This window comes from Aeromonas sp. 55A, assembly GCF_051919665.1.
GTDB classification, from domain to species: domain Bacteria; phylum Pseudomonadota; class Gammaproteobacteria; order Enterobacterales; family Aeromonadaceae; genus Aeromonas; species Aeromonas veronii.
This window is the reverse complement of record NZ_JBQBEH010000008.1, coordinates 1,538,314-1,554,432: the sequence shown is the minus strand read 5'-3', so window position 1 is coordinate 1,554,432 and position 16,119 is coordinate 1,538,314. Positions and strand designations below refer to the sequence as shown.

At 59.9% G+C, this 16,119-nt stretch carries 9 protein-coding genes; all 9 read left to right on the top strand.

Annotation, left to right across the window (positions count from 1 at the left end; all coding sequences use genetic code 11):
* Positions 1 to 196: 196 nt before the first annotated feature.
* The 9 genes from ACTG2G_RS11225 (at position 197) to ACTG2G_RS11185 (ending at position 16,119) form a co-directional block, all read left to right on the top strand.
* Complete coding sequence (locus ACTG2G_RS11225) at positions 197 to 793, top strand: TetR/AcrR family transcriptional regulator (protein ID WP_421231413.1); 597 nt, start codon at positions 197 to 199, stop codon at positions 791 to 793.
* Complete coding sequence (locus tag ACTG2G_RS11220) at positions 790 to 1,923, top strand: efflux RND transporter periplasmic adaptor subunit (RefSeq protein WP_005339268.1); 1,134 nt, start codon at positions 790 to 792, stop codon at positions 1,921 to 1,923. Before ACTG2G_RS11225 ends, ACTG2G_RS11220 begins: the two co-directional genes overlap by 4 nt.
* 15 nt (positions 1,924 to 1,938) lie before the next feature.
* On the top strand, positions 1,939 to 5,019 hold the full coding sequence (locus ACTG2G_RS11215; protein WP_005355755.1) for a multidrug efflux RND transporter permease subunit: 3,081 nt from the start codon (positions 1,939 to 1,941) through the stop codon (positions 5,017 to 5,019).
* A 118-nt stretch (positions 5,020 to 5,137) separates the two neighbouring features.
* Positions 5,138 to 7,105, top strand: coding sequence for an ATP-binding protein (locus tag ACTG2G_RS11210; RefSeq protein WP_421387151.1), 1,968 nt, complete (start codon positions 5,138 to 5,140; stop codon positions 7,103 to 7,105).
* Between the two features lie 76 nt (positions 7,106 to 7,181).
* Positions 7,182 to 8,531: a glutathione-disulfide reductase gene (gene gorA / locus ACTG2G_RS11205; protein ID WP_421387153.1), complete on the top strand. Its 1,350-nt coding sequence runs from the start codon at positions 7,182 to 7,184 to the stop codon at positions 8,529 to 8,531.
* 463 nt (positions 8,532 to 8,994) lie between these two features.
* Positions 8,995 to 10,689, top strand: coding sequence for a potassium-transporting ATPase subunit KdpA (gene kdpA, locus ACTG2G_RS11200; protein WP_100652169.1), 1,695 nt, complete (start codon positions 8,995 to 8,997; stop codon positions 10,687 to 10,689).
* Between the two features lie 67 nt (positions 10,690 to 10,756).
* Entirely contained in the window at positions 10,757 to 12,814 is a 2,058-nt protein-coding gene (gene kdpB, locus ACTG2G_RS11195; RefSeq protein ID WP_005355771.1) for a potassium-transporting ATPase subunit KdpB, read from the top strand.
* A gap of 62 nt (positions 12,815 to 12,876) precedes the next feature.
* A complete protein-coding gene (locus tag ACTG2G_RS11190; RefSeq protein ID WP_439985436.1) occupies positions 12,877 to 13,404 on the top strand; it encodes a potassium-transporting ATPase subunit C in 528 nt (175 codons plus the stop codon).
* Between the two features lie 126 nt (positions 13,405 to 13,530).
* Positions 13,531 to 16,119 carry a sensor histidine kinase gene (locus ACTG2G_RS11185; RefSeq protein ID WP_021230454.1) on the top strand — a complete coding sequence of 863 codons (2,589 nt, stop codon included), beginning with the start codon at positions 13,531 to 13,533 and terminating at the stop codon, positions 16,117 to 16,119.

The following is a 16,119-nucleotide window of genomic DNA, read 5'->3' as shown; positions in this document are numbered from 1 at the left end:
TCTGGTTTGTCTACACTTTTCTGTCACCGAAGGACTGTTCGTTGTTTTTTCAGGCAATCTGTGTGTTTTTCTTCCACATTCCTGCCTGTAGCCTGACAAAAGGCATACATCCCCGCATCAGTTCATCTTGCCGTCTTGACTTGATGTTGTGCCCATCTAGAATGAATGAACGTTCATTCAATCGAAAGTCACACTGATGATTCTGGATAAAAAAGAGAGCATCTTCAACGCGGCCCATGAGGTGCTGGGTGAACGGGGTTTTCATGGTCTGTCGATTGCAGAAGTCGCCAAGAAGGCCAATGTTGCCACCGGCACCATCTATCGCTACTTCGGTGACAAGGATGATCTGATCCGGCAACTGCATCAGCACACTATCTTGCAGTGTGTCCCCATGGTCATGGCAGATGTAGCGATCGATAAAGTTTCATTTCAACAATTTCGCCAATTATGGCTCAATATTCATGCCATTTTTGTTAACGAACCCAACGCTATCCGGTGCAAATTGCAGTACGAGAGCTCTCCGCTAGGGGCAGAATTGGAGACCAATCCTGTCATTCTGGCTGCCTGGGAGCCTCTGGACCGATTTTTTGAACAGGGCGTTGAACAAGGATTGTTTATTGATTTACCGATACGGGCACTCCAGGTGTTGAGTCTGGACAGTGTCATGCATCTGGCCCTGCAGTGCAGGGTGCACAACATCACGCTGACCGAATCGCAGTTGGAAACCGCGATCCAGGCCAGCTGGAATGCCATTTTATCCCCCAATCTTTCCACCTCAGGAGCCTGTTCATGAAAAAGTGGATGGCCATTATGTTGCTGATAGCGATCGCCTTGTTTGGCAGCGTCATCGGCTTCAATTTGTTCAAACAGAAGATGATTGCCCAATACATGGCCAACCGGCCGGAACCCGAGTTCCCCGTCACCGCCATGGTGACCAAGGCGCAGGATTGGGTACCGACCATCGAAGCGATAGGCTTCATCGAACCGAATCAGGGGGTAACCCTCTCCACCGAACTGGCCGGCACCATTGATGCTATCACCTTTGAGTCGGGCAAACCGGTCAAGGCTGACCAGCTGCTGTTGAGCCTGGACTCCACCGTGGAGCGGGCCAATCTGCGCGCCTCCCAGGCCAAGCTGCCGGCGGCAAAAGCCAAGTTCGATCGTTTCCAGAACCTCTACAAGACCAGCTCCATCTCCAAAGAGCAGCTGGATGAGGCGGAAGCGGCCTATCGCTCGCTGGAAGCGGATATCGAGAGTCTGAAGGCGACCATTGCCCGTCGTGAAGTCCGTGCGCCCTTTAGCGGCGTGGTCGGCCTGCGCAATGTGTTCCTCGGTCAGTATCTGCAGCCGGGCACCGATATCGTGCGCCTGGAGGATACTAGCGTGATGCGCCTGCGCTTCACCGTGCCCCAGACCGATATCTCCAAAATCAAGCTGGGCCAGACCATCAAGATCAATGTGGATGCCTATCCGCAAACCCAGTTTGACGGTCATATCACCGCCATCGAGCCTGCGGTCAACTTCCAGAGCGGCCTGATCCAGGTACAGGCAGACATTCCGAACAACGACGGTCAACTGCGGTCCGGTATGTTCGCCCGCGCCAGCATCATTTTGCCGACGGTGAAAGATCAGATCGTGATCCCGCAGAGCGCTATCTCCTTCACCCTTTACGGTCAGAACGTCTACGTGCTCAAAGAGGGCGAAGAAACCGACAAAGAGGGTAACAAGGTAAAAGTACTGCGAGCCAAGCAGGTTGTGGTCAAGGCCGGTGAGCGCCGTGGCAACGATGTGCATGTACTCTCCGGCATCCAGGCCGGTGACCAGATCGTACTGTCGGGTCAGGTTCGCCTGAGCAACGACACCAAGGTGCATGTGGTCGAGAACGATGCCCTGGCCGTTCCGGCACAAACCCCGATGCTGTAAGCGCGGAGATCTGCGATGCGATTTACTGACATATTTATAAAACGGCCTGTGCTGGCGATCTCGCTCAGCTTCCTGATCGCCTTGCTGGGCTTTCAGGCCATCTTCAAGATGCAGGTACGGGAATACCCCGAGGTGACCAACACGGTGATCACCGTCAGCACTGGCTACTATGGCGCCAGTTCTGATCTGATCCAGGGGTTCATCACCCAGCCGCTGGAACAGGCGGTCGCGCAAGCCGACAACATCGACTTCATGACCTCCTCCAGCCAGCTGGGCAGTTCCACCATCACTGCGTACATGAAGCTCAACACCGACCCCAACGCCGCGCTGTCCGACATCCTGGCGAAGGTGAACTCGGTGCGCTCCCAGTTGCCGAAAGAGGCGGAAGACCCGTCGGTCACCTCCTCCACCGGTTCAACCACGGCGGTGCTCTACCTCGGCTTTACCAGCCCGGAGCTCAATTCCAGCCAGATCACCGACTATCTGGAGCGGGTTATCAAGCCGCAGCTCTTTACTGTCGGCGGGGTCTCCAAGGTTGACCTCTACGGCGGTGTCGAGTTTGCCCTGCGGGTATGGCTGGATCCGGCCAAGATGGCGGCCTTCAACCTGACTGCCAGTGACGTGATGACGGTGCTCAACAGCAACAACTATCAGTCCGCGACAGGTCAGGCGACCGGTTACTTTACCCTGTTCAACGGCAACGCCGAGACCCAGGTCAAGGATGTCGACGAGCTGAAGCGTCTGGTCGTTGCTACCCGTGACGGCAAGGTGATCCGCCTTTCCGACATTGCCAAGGTGACCCTCGAGAAGAGCCACGACATCTATCGCGCCAGCGCCAATGGCCGCGAAGCAGTGGTCATGGCGGTCAACGCCGCGCCGACAGCCAACCCCATCAACATCGCCCACGATGTGCTGGCGTTGCTGCCGAGCCTTGAGCGCAATATGCCGAGCACCATGCGTCTCAACGTGATGTATGACTCCACCGTGGCGATCAACGAGTCCATCCACGAGGTTATCAAGACCATCCTGGAGGCAGCCGCCATCGTTCTGGTGGTCATCACCCTGTTCCTTGGTTCGTTCCGCGCGGTCATCATCCCGATCATCACCATTCCGCTCAGTCTTATCGGCGTAGTGATGATGATGGATATGTTCGGCTTCTCGATAAACCTGATGACCCTGCTGGCGATGGTGCTGGCGATCGGTCTGGTGGTGGATGACGCCATCGTGGTGCTGGAGAACGTCGACCGCCATATCAAGGAGGGGGAAGAACCGTTCCGGGCCGCCATTATCGGTACCCGCGAGATCGCGGTACCGGTTATCGCCATGACGGTTACCCTGGCGGCGGTATACGCCCCTATCGCCCTGATGGGGGGCATCACCGGCTCCCTGTTCAAGGAGTTTGCCCTGACCCTGGCTGGTGCCGTGTTCGTCTCGGGCATCATCGCCCTGACTCTGTCACCGATGATGTGTTCCAAGATGCTCAAGGCCAACGAGCAACCGGGCAAGTTCGAGAGCACGGTCCACCACCTGCTGGAGCGGATGACCGATCGCTACGACAGCATGCTGCACGCCGTGATGAAAAAGCGCCCCGTCATCGTGGTGTTCGCCGTCATCGTGTTCGCCAGCCTGCCGTTGCTGTTCAAGTTCATCCCGAGCGAACTGGCACCGTCAGAGGACAAGGGGGTAATGGCCGTGCTGGGTACCGCACCGTCCAACGCCAACCTGGACTACATCGAAAACACCATGGCGGATGTGAACAAGATCCTGGACGACCAGCCCGAGATCGCCTTCTCCCAGGTCTTCTCAGGGGTGTTCAACGCCAACCAGGCGTTCGGTATCGCCTCCATGGTGCCCTGGAGCCAGCGTGAAGCTAGCCAGAAAGAGGTGCTGGATCGGGTCGCCAATCTGGTGAAAGACATCCCGGGTATGGCAATCACCACCTTCCAGTTCCCGGAACTGCCGGGTGCATCGAGTGGTCTGCCTATCCAGTTCGTCATCACCACCCCGAACAGCTTCGAAAGCCTGTTCCTGGTGGCCGGTGAAATTCTGGCAGCGGCGCAGAGTAACGGTCAGTTCGTCTATTCGGATCTCGATCTGAACTACGACTCCGCCACCATGAAGATCCGCATCGACAAGGACAAGGCGGGTGCCTACGGCATCACCATGCAGGATATCGGTATCACCATGGGCACCATGATGGCGGACGGTTACGTCAACCGTATCGACCTGGATGGCCGTTCCTACGAGGTAATCCCGCAGGTCGAGCGCAAATACCGTCTCAATCCGGAGTCCATCAAGGGCTACTACGTGCGGGCCGCAGATGGCAAGTCGATCCCGCTCGGCAGCCTGATCAGCATTGAAGTGGTTGGCGAGCCTCGCGCCCTGCCCCACTTCAACCAGCTAAACTCTGCCACCATAGGCGCCGTTCCGGCTCCGGGCGTGGCCATGGGTGATGCAATCAACTGGTTCCAGACCACCGCCGACGAGAAGCTGCCGCAAGGCTATCGTTACGACTTCATGGGTGAAGCCCGTCAGTTCGTCACCGAAGGCAATGCACTCTATGCCACCTTCGCGCTGGCACTGGCCATCATCTTCCTGGTGCTGGCAATCCAGTTCGAGTCGGTGCGTGACCCGCTGGTCATCATGGTCTCTGTACCGCTCGCCATCAGCGGGGCCTTGATTGCCCTTGCATGGGGTATGGCGACCATGAACATCTACTCCCAGGTGGGCCTCATCACCCTGGTGGGTCTGATTACCAAGCACGGTATCCTGATCTGTGAAGTAGCAAAGGAAGAGCAGTTGCTGCGCGGCATGAACCGGATGGAAGCTGTGATGCAGGCCGCCAAGGTGCGTCTGCGTCCGATCCTGATGACCACGGCCGCCATGATTGCCGGTCTGATCCCGCTGCTCTACGCCGCAGGCGCCGGTGCGGCACAGCGTTTCAGCATCGGTATCGTCATCGTGGCAGGTCTTGCCATCGGTACCCTGTTCACCCTGTTCGTGCTGCCGGTGATCTACACCTATCTGGCGTCCGAGCACAAACCCTTGCCGGTATTCGATGAAACCATTCCGCCCAAAGCAAACGGCGGACATTAATCATCAATCACATGCAAAGGCCCCGTATCGGGGCCTTTTTTATGCTTCGCAGGAAAGACGACATAAGTGCATGAAGCAGTTAAACTAAAAAACACCACATCCAGACCGCAAGGACGCCATGTCAGGACTCTTCTCCAAGACCGCCAAGGCCGTAGGCCGCAACGGACTCTCATATCGCCTGCTCTCCTACATTCTGGTCTGCAGTACCGTATTGGCGATGATCATTACGGCGCTGCAACTCGCGTGGGATTACCGCAAGGATGTCGCCGTCATCGAAGACAGCATCGGCCAGATCGAGGCCTCGTTCCTGCAACCCATCGCCGCCAGCTTGTGGAACCTGGATGAAGAGCAGGTCAAAGTGCAAATTGAAGGGATCATGAACCTGCCCAACATGCAGTTCGTGATGGTCAAGGAGATGCTCGGCAACTCCGAAGTCCCGCTGCTGACCCAGGGGGTCGAGCGGGAAAGCTATGATATCTCCCGCGAATTCAACCTCACCTATCAGGGTGAAATCGTCGGCAAGCTGTTCGTTGCTGCCTCTCTCGAGCAGATCTACCAGCGCCTCATCGAAAAATCGGTGCTGATCATGGTCAGCCAGACCATCAAGACCCTGGTGGTCTCATTTTGCATCCTGATCATCATTTATTATCTGGTAGTCAGGCACATCAACCGCATCGCCAACTACGCCCAGAAGTTCAACCTCGATCGGCTCGACATGGCGCTGGAGCTGGAAGGCCGCCCGCAGCCGCGCAAGAAACCCGATGAGCTGGATACCCTGGTCTCCACCCTCAACCAGATGCGTACCCGACTGCGTGACGAGCTGGTTGCCCGCCATCAGGCGGTCGAACAACTGCAACAGGAGCGGGATTTCTCCGCCACCCTGATCAACTCGGCCAACATGGTCATCTGCTGTATGGAGCCGGATCTCACCATCGCCAGCATCAATCCGGCAGCCATCCTGCTGACCGGTTATCACCAACAGGAGCTGCTCCAGCACAACTGGCTGGATCTCTTCGTCAGCCCGACCCAGCGGGAAGAGCTGAACAATATCCTGAACGAAGAGGGGTCACTGGCAGACAAAGAGGTCATCATGCATGACCAGCAGGCCCACGAGCTGGTGCTGCAGTGGACCTTCGTACCCTTCTATGAAGGGCCGAACCTCAAGTACCAGATCGGGTTCGGCTACGACATCACCCAACTGAAAAAGGTCGAGCGGGAGATTATCCAACTCAATGAGCAGCTGGAAGGAAAAGTGGTGGAACGTACCCGCAGCCTGAGTGAAGCCAACAACCAGCTGGGCAAGGCGTACGACGACCTGAAACAGGCCCAGCAAACCCTGGTGGAGTCGGAGAAGATGGCCTCCCTCGGCTCGCTGGTGGCCGGGGTGGCACATGAGATCAATACCCCAATCGGCATCAGTGTGACCGCCTCCTCCTACCTGCAGGAACGGGTTGCCGATTTCAAATCTCATATAGAGTCAAAACAGCTGTCGCGTTCCTATCTCAACGAGTTCACCGTCAACCTCGACGAGTCGATGCAGCTGCTGCAGAGCAACCTGCGCCGCGCCTCTGAGCTGATTGCCAGCTTCAAGCAGGTAGCTGTCGACCAGTCATCGGAAGCACGCTACAACTTCAGCCTCGCCGACAACCTCCATCAGGTGGTGGTCTCGCTTGGCCACAAACTGAAGAAGAGCCAGTGCGAAGTGGATATCCAGTGCGATCCCAAGCTGTCAATCTTCTCCTTCCCGGGCAGCTTTACCCAGATCTACTCGAACCTGATCCTCAACTCCATCAACCACGGGTTCGACAGCTGGGACAAACCGAAGAAGATCACCATCAAGGTGGAACAGCAGGGAGAGGAGCTGTTTATCGACTATTCGGACAACGGCCGCGGCATCCCGCCCGAAATCTTGCCGCGCATCTTCGATCCCTTCGTCACCTCCAAGCGGGGTCAGGGTGGCAGCGGTCTGGGCACCCACATTATCTACAACCTGGTGGTGCAACTGCTGAAAGGCCGTATCAGCTGTGCCAGCGAACCGGGCCAGGGCGCCCAGTTCCATATTCGCCTGCCGATCCAACATAACTGAGCGCTGGCTCTTGTGAGCCAGCCGCTTTATCCCCATCATGCTGTGATTGCATTCTTAATGAGCGGAGAACCTCGCAATGGCACAGCATTTTGACTATATCGCCATCGGCGGCGGCAGCGGCGGTATTGCGTCTGCCAACCGGGCTGCCATGTACGGTAAGAAAGTTGCCCTGATTGAAGCCAAAGAGTTGGGTGGAACCTGCGTCAACGTAGGCTGCGTACCGAAGAAGGCCATGTGGTATGCCGGCCAGATCGCCGATGCCCTGAAATATGGCGCCGACTACGGCTTTGACACCACCCTCAACCACTTCAACTGGGCCAAGCTGGTCGAGTCCCGCCAGGCCTACATCGGCCGCATTCACCAGTCCTATCAAAACGTGCTGGGCAAGAACCAGATCACCGTCATCAAGGGCTTCGCCCGCTTCGTCAGCAGCAACACCATCGAGGTCAATGGCGAGCACTACACGGCCGATCACATCCTGATCGCCACCGGTGGCCGCCCGGAAATTCCGGCCATCCCGGGTGCCGAGCTGGGTATCGACTCCGACGGTTTCTTTGACCTGCAAAGCCAGCCCAAGCGGGTTGCCGTGGTGGGTGCTGGCTACATCGCAGTCGAGATCGCTGGCGTGATGCAGGCACTCGGCTCAGAGACCCATCTGGTGGTGCGCAAGCACGCGCCGCTGCGCAACTTCGACCCCATGATCCACGAGACTCTGGTCGAAATCATGGCGCAGGAAGGGCCCAAGCTGCACCCCCACGCCATTCCCAAAGCCGTGCTCAAGAACGCTGACAACAGCCTTACCCTGCAACTGGAAGATGGTCGCCACCTCACCGTTGACTGCCTGATCTGGGCCATCGGCCGGGTACCGGCTACCGACAACCTCAACCTGGCTGCCGCTGGCATCACGCTGGACGAGAAGGGCTTTATCCCGACCGACAAGTTCCAGAACACCTCCGTCGCCAACATCTATGCAGTGGGTGACAACACGGGGCGCATCCAACTCACCCCGGTGGCTGTCGCCGCGGGCCGTCGCCTCTCCGAACGGCTGTTCAACAACAAGCCGAACGAGCACCTCAACTACGATCTGGTGCCGACCGTGGTGTTCAGCCACCCGCCCATCGGCACCATAGGCCTGACCGAACCGGAAGCCATCGCCGAATACGGCGAGGACCAGGTGAAGGTCTACCGCAGCCAGTTCACCGCCATGTACTCGGCACTAACCCAGCATCGCCAGCCCACCCGGATGAAGCTGGTCTGTGTCGGCCCGGAAGAGAAGGTGGTCGGTCTGCATGGTATCGGCTTTGCGATGGACGAGATCCTGCAAGGCTTCGGCGTCGCCATGAAGATGGGCGCCACCAAGGCTGATTTCGACAACTGCGTGGCGATCCATCCGACCAGTGCAGAAGAGTTCGTCACTATGCGCTAAGGGCAGATGAAGTTGACCTTTCACGAGGAGCCAGCTTCGACAACCATCTAACCCCTTCTCCCAAACCCGGCTCAGGCCGGGTTTTTTGATCCCTCCTCGCTATTTCTCTCGCAAATCCGCCGTTCTTTACGCCGATTTTACGCCTGCCACATGGCGCTTTATGGCGCCTTTACGCCTGTTTTACATACCCTTTTCAGCGTCAATGACACCAACAGAGTCGATATGGTCTTACATCGGCTCTCGCAGCTAATTATCTCAATGGAGTCGATATGAATTGGCTATATCTGCTGCTCGTCCTCGCCTTGATGGCCTATCTGATGCGCGCACTCACGCGCAGTCACGAGTGAGGGACTACCTATATGCAGCAAGAAATTATCTACCCGGTGGCCAGCAAACTGCCGAGCCTCGTGAGCAATCCAATGCGTGCCCTGACGCACCGTGACCACGAGTGAGGAACTAGAACATGTGGCAAGAAATAATCTATCCGGTGGCCTTCGTGCTGCTGGTTCTGCTGCCGGCACCGCTGCTGGGTAACTACATCTACCGGGTATTTGAAGGCAAAATCCGCTGGCTGGCACCGGTCGAGCGCGCCACGCTGGCTTGCTGTGGCACCGATGGACGAGAGCAGGACTGGAAGTCCTACGCCCTCAGCCTGCTGGCCTTCAACGGCGCCGGTTTCGGTCTGCTGTTCCTGATCCTGATGGCGCAGGGGTTGCTGCCCCTCAACCCGCAACAGCTGCCGGGTCTGAGCTGGCAACTGGCATTCAACACCGCGGTCAGCTTTATGACCAACACCAACTGGCAAGCCTATTCCGGTGAGGCCAGCCTCTCCTACTTCAGCCAGATGGTAGGCCTGACCACCCAGAACTTCGTCTCCGCAGGGACGGGCGCTGCCGTCGCCATTGCCCTGTTCCGCGGTATCGCCCGTCAGCAGACCATCAACCTTGGCAACTTCTGGCAGGACCTGGTGCGTTTCTGCCTCTATGTGCTGCTGCCCATCGCGCTGATCATGGCGCTGGTGCTGGTGTGGCAAGGGGTGCCGCAAAGCCTCTCCGCCTATCTGCCGTTCCACGGTGTGGAGGGTCAGGAGCAGCTGCTGCCGCTCGGCCCGGCAGCTTCGCAAATTGCCATCAAGCAGCTGGGCTCCAACGGCGGTGGCTTCTTCGGCATCAACTCGGCACATCCGTTCGAGAACCCGACAGCCCTCTCCAACTGGCTGGAGATGGTCGCCCTGCTCACCATCGCTGCCGCCATGGTCTTTACTCTGGGCCGCTATGTGAAGGACATGGCCCACAGCCGCGCCATTCTCGGTGCCATGACCCTCATGCTGGTGCTGGGGCTCTTCGTCTCCCTCTCCCAGGAGCTGAAACCAGATCCCGCCCTCGCCCAACTCACCACTGACGCCAGCAACATGACTGGCAACTGGGAAGGCAAGGAGAGCCGCTTCGGCCCTGTGCTCTCCAGCATCTGGGAAGTGGCGACCACTGCCGCCTCCAACGGTGCCGTCAACGCCATGCACGACAGCTTTACTCCGCTCGGCGGCATGGTGGGCATGATCAACATGCTGCTGGGTGAGGTCATCTTCGGCGGGGTCGGCTCCGGTATCTACGGCATGATGCTGTTCGTGCTGCTGACCGTATTCCTGTGCGGCCTGATGGTGGGACGCACCCCGACCTATCTGGGCAAACGGCTCGGCATCACCGAGATGAAGTGGGTGGTCGCCAGCATGCTGGTGATGCCGGTGGGGGTTTTGGTGATCGGTGGTGTCACCCTGTTGATGCCAGATGCCAGCACCATCATCGGCCATGATGGCCCGCACGGTCTGTCACGCCTCATCTATGCCTACGCCTCAGCTGCCGGCAACAACGGCTCCGCCTTCGCCGGTTTTGCCGCCGGTGACAACTGGCAGTGCATCGCCATCGGTCTGGCCATGCTGCTCGGTCGCTTCGGCTACATCATTCCGGTACTGGCCATAGCCGGTCAGCTGGCCCGCGCGCCCCGTCAGGAGACGAGCGAAGGGGACTTCCCCATCAGCGGTCCGCTGTTCGTTACCCTGCTGATCATCACCGTCCTGCTGATAGGTGGTCTCTCCTTCCTGCCGGTGCTGGCACTGGGCCCGGTGGCCGAACATCTGAGCCTGATCGGAGGGGCACTCTGATGAACCTGACCCTGTCGATCACCATCCGGATGCCAATGGCCAACTATCTGATGCTGGGAGCTTTCCAATGAGCAAGTCCACTGCAATGAGCACCGACACCATGTTGGTGAAGGGCAAAAAACAGAAATCACAGATCATCCAGGCAATGGTTGAGGCCCTCTATCGCTTCAATCCCAAGGCGCTGTTTGGCAGCCCCATCCTGTTCACCCTCTGGCTGGCCGCAGTCATGGCGACCGTGGAGTCCCTGCTGGGGCAACCTTTCTCCGGCGTCGCCCCCTCGCTGGCCTGGCAGCTGACCGCCTGGCTCTGGCTCACCCTCTGGTTTGCCAACTTCGCGGAAACCCTGGCCGAGGGGCGCGGCAAGGCGCGAGCCGACAGCCTGAAGGCGGGCATGAGCCAGCTCAAGGCCCGTCGTGTGGCGAATGCCAAAGATGGTCAGGGCGAGTGGGTACCCGCCACCAGCCTGATGAAGGGGGACCTGGTGCTGGTACGCAGCGGCGAGATGATCCCGGCCGACGGCGAAGTGATCGCCGGCATCGCCTCGGTCAACGAGGCGGCCATCACCGGTGAATCCGCCCCCGTCATCCGCGAGTCGGGTACCGACCGCAGCGGCGTGACCGGCAACACAACTGTGGTTTCCGACGAGATCTGGGTGCGCGTCAGCAACAATCCGGGCGAGAGCACGCTGGATCGGATGATCGCACTGGTGGAAGGGGCCAAGCGCCAGAAGACCCCCAACGAGATGGCACTCGATGCCCTGTTGGTGGGTCTGACCCTGATCTTCCTGCTGGTGGTCGCCACCCTGCCCTGGTTCCTCGACTACAACGGCACCCAGGTACCGCGTCTCTACCTGATCGCTCTCTTCATCACCCTGATCCCGACCACCATCGGCGGCCTGCTCTCCGCCATCGGCATTGCCGGTATGGATCGACTGGTGAAGCTGAACGTCATCGCCAAGTCTGGCCGTGCCGTGGAAGCGGCCGGTGACGTGCGCACCCTGCTGTTGGACAAGACCGGCACCATCACCTTCGGCAACCGGATGGCCGACGAGTTGATCCCGGCCCCCGGCGTCGACCCCGCCCTGCTGGCACAAGCGGCCATGCTGGCCTCGCTGGGTGACAACACCCCGGAGGGCAAATCCATCCTGACTCTGGCCAGCAAGAGCATGGCCAAGCCGAGTCAGCTGGAGAGCGACAAGGTGATCCCCTTCAGCGCCGAAACCCGGCTGAGCGGACTGGATCGCAACGGTCATCAATATCGCAAGGGTGCGGTAGATGCCGTGCTGAACTACCTCAGCCTCGACCGCAAGGCGGTACCTGAGCTGGTGCTCAAGTCAGTCGACAGCATCGCCCGTCAGGGTGGGACTCCGCTGCTGGTCTGTACTCAGGAGAAACTGCTGGGGGTGGTCTACCTCAAGGACATCATCAAGCCCGGTATCAAGGCTCGCTTCCAGATCCTGCGCCATATGGGGATCCGTACCGTGATGATCACCGGCGACAACCCGAAAACCGCCGCAGCCATCGCCGCCGAAGCCGGGGTGGATGACTTCATCGCCGAAGCGACGCCGGAGAAGAAGCTCGCCTATATCCGGCAGGAGCAGGCCGATGGTCGTCTGGTCGCCATGTGCGGCGACGGTGCCAACGATGCACCGGCACTGGCACAGGCTGATGTGGGTCTGGCCATGAACGAGGGTACCCAGGCCGCCAAGGAGGCGGGAAATCTGGTGGATCTCGACTCCAACCCCACCAAGCTGCTGGATGTGGTGCTGGTCGGCAAACAGCTGCTGGTGACCCGTGGCGCCCTGACCACCTTCTCCATCGCCAACGACGTGGCCAAGTACTTTGCCATCCTGCCAGCCCTGTTCATCGCCGCCTACCCGCAACTGGGGGCACTGAACCTGATGCAGCTGGGCAGCCCGCAGAGCGCCATCCTGTCGGCCATCATCTTCAACGCCCTGATCATTGTGGCGCTGGTGCCGCTGGCACTGCGTGGTGTCGACCTGAAAGGCTCGGCCGCCAGCCTGCTGCGCCGCAACCTGTTGATCTACGGGGTCGGTGGTCTGCTGGTGCCGTTTATCGGCATCAAGCTGATCGATCTGGTCATTACCGGCCTGGGTCTGGTGTAACGACATAACCGGGATGCGGGTCAGACCCGCATCCCCAACCATCCTTTTGGAGCAAGAGAATCATGATAGCAATCAGAACCCTGTTGACCCTGACCCTGCTGCTGGGCGTGGGTTATCCGCTGGCGGTGACCGGGCTGGCCCAACTGCTGTTCCCCTGGCAGGCCAACGGCAGCCAGCTGACCGACAGTAAACAGCAACTCATCGGTAGCGCCCTGCTGGGGCAGAAATTCGAGCGAGCTGACTACTTCCATCCCCGTCCCTCCGCCAGCGATTTCAACACCATTGGCGGCAGCGCCAGCAATCTGGGGATGAGCTCGCCACTGCGGGCAGAGTTTGCCGAACAGGCAGCCAAGGCACAGCCGGGAACCAGCTCCCCCGCCATGCTGACCCGCTCCGCCTCCGGCCTCGATCCCCACCTGCCGCTGGATGCGGTGCTGGCTCAGGTCAACCGCGTCGCCAAAGAACGTGGACTGGATCCCGCCCAACTGACGGAGCAGATCAAGTCGGCCACACAAGCTGGTATCCTTGGCCCGCAGGTGGTCAACATTCTCCAGCTGAATCTGCAACTGGATCATAAAAAGGGCTCCTGATGGCGCCCATTCCGGTTTTGTGATGACCTCGATTTTCGCAACGGGCGGTTGGCTCGATAGGGATAACAATGGCTGATGTAGCAAGCGCTGATGCCCTGCTGACGAGTCTGATGCAGGAGCATGGGGATGCGTGATGAGGTAAGGGCCGACGCCCTGCTGGCGAGCCTGGAACAGGAGCACAAGGGCAAGCTGAAGGTGTTTCTCGGGGCCGCTCCCGGCGTGGGCAAGACCTACGCCATGCTGCAGGCGGTGCGGGAACAGGCCAAAGAGGGGGTAGACATCCTGATCGGCGTGGTGGAGACCCACGGCCGGCAGGAGACGCTGGCTCTGCTCGACAAGCTCGCCATCATGCCGCGCAAGATCCACATGCACCGCCAGCAGCGACTGGAAGAGATGGATCTCGACGGCCTGCTCGCCCGCAAACCGGCCATCGCCGTGGTGGACGAGCTGGCCCACAGCAACGCTCCCGGCAGCCGCCACGAGAAACGCTGGCAGGATGTGGAGGAGCTGCTCAACGCCGGGATCGACGTCTACACCACCCTCAACGTGCAGCATCTGGAGAGCCTCAACGATCTGGTGTGGCAGCTGACCGGGGTCAGGGTGAAAGAGACCCTGCCCGATCAGGTGCTGCTGGAAGCCGACAGTCTGGTGCTGATCGACCTCCCCCCCAAGGAGCTGCTCGGCCGCCTCAAGGAGGGCAAGGTCTATGTGCCCCATCAGGCCAAGGCTGCCCTGCAATCCTTCTTCTCCCTCAACAACCTCACCGCATTGCGGGAACTGGCGATGCAGACCGCCGCCAGCCATGTGGAGGGCGATCTGCAACTACAGTGGCAGGCAGCAGGCAAGAGCACCTTGCCGCTGCGGGGCAAGCTGATGGTTTGCCTCGGCGACCTGCACGGCTCGGCGCTGGTGCGCTACGGCCACCGCTTTGCCCAGCGCCGCCAGCTTCCGTGGCTGGTGGTGCATGTCGACAGCAATGGCCGCCGCTCTGCTGATGTGGAGCAGGCGCTGGCGCTCGCCTCCCACCTCGGTGCCAAAGTGCTGACCCTCTCCAGTCCGGCGGTCGCCAACACCCTGCTGGAGACCGCCGAACAGCAGCAGGTCTCCCAGCTGCTGCTCGGCAAACCCCACAAGGCACCGTGGCGTCGCTCGCTGGTGCAACACCTGCTCAAGCAGGCTCAGGGGCTCGAAATCACGCTGGTCGATACCGAGAAGCAGAAGCCCGAAGTGGGGATGCGCGTCCCGACCCCGAAGGATATTCACCACAGTCTGCTGGCAGTGGTGATCATGGGGATCACCTCGGCCGCCGCATGGGGGCTCTCCTACTGGCTGCCGCCCGCAGCGTTGCCGCTCATCTTCGTGCTGGGGGTGCTGGCGACCGCCCTCACCACCAGTCTGGTGCCCGCTACGCTGGCGGCGGTGCTGGGCTTTATCGCCCACAATCTGCTCTTCACCGCCCCCTACTTCTCCCTGAGCGTCGCCAACCACAGCGACCTGCTCACCCTGTTTGTGCTGCTTATCGTCGGCATGACGGCGGGACGGCTCGCCTCCCGCCAGCGGCAACAGCTGATCGGTCTGCGCGAGACCCAGCAGTTGGGCAATGCTCTGCTCTCCCTCAGTCAGGGGCTGGCCACCGCCAGCAGCCCGGAGGAGGTGCTCAGACAAGGTGCCCAGGCCATTTCACTGGCGCTAGGCCAGCCAACCGTGGTGATCGACAAGGAGTTCAACGACAGGCTCGGCAACGAGAAGCACAGGCCCGGGCAGACCGACAAGGCGGCCATCGACTGGTGTCTGGCCCAGAAGCAGAGCGCCGGAGCCCACACCGCCACCCTCAATGCTGCCGAGGCCCAGTATCACCATCTCAGCGACGATCTGGTGATCGGCATAACGCTGGCCAATCCGCTCTCCTCCTCTGCCGAACACCAGCTGCAGGCGCTGCTCACCGACATTCGCGCCGCGCTGGCGCGGATCGACCTCAACGAGCGGCTGGCCGACAGCCAGCTACAGGCGGAGACCGACCGGATGCGTGCCGCTCTGCTCTCCTCGGTCTCCCACGATTTGAAAACGCCGCTGGCGACCATCATGGGGGCTGGCAGCACCCTGCTGGAATATGGTGACCGGATCCCCGCCGAAGACCGTGACGAACTGCTCCACTCGGTGCAGGAGGAGGCACGCCGCCTGCACAGCTATGTGCAGAATCTGCTGGATATGACCCGCATCGGCTCCCCCGACTTCCAGCTGAAACGGGACTGGGTCGATCTGGCGGATCTGGTGGAGAGCGCCCGCAAGCGGCTCGACTCCTCCTGGCGCCAGCACAAGCTGCTGGTCCATTTCGATCAGCATGTGCCCCAGCTATATGTCCATGGCGCCCTGATCGAGCAGGTGCTGGTCAATATCCTCGACAACGCCTCCCGCTACTCGCCGGCAGGCACCCCTATCGAGTTCAAGGTGATGGTGGCCGAGCCCGATCTCATCATCGATATCATAGATATCGGGGTCGGTATCGCCGAGTCGGATCGGGAGAAGATCTTCAACCTCTTCTACACCCAGCCGGTGGGCGATTGCGGTAGCCGTGGCACCGGGCTTGGCCTCGCCATTTCCCGCGCTATGATAGAGGCCCACGGCGGCAAGATTTGGGCCTTCTCCGGCCCCAATGGCAACGGCACCTGCATGCGCATCTCCCTGCCGCTAGCCCTCAATTCACCGGAGGTCTGA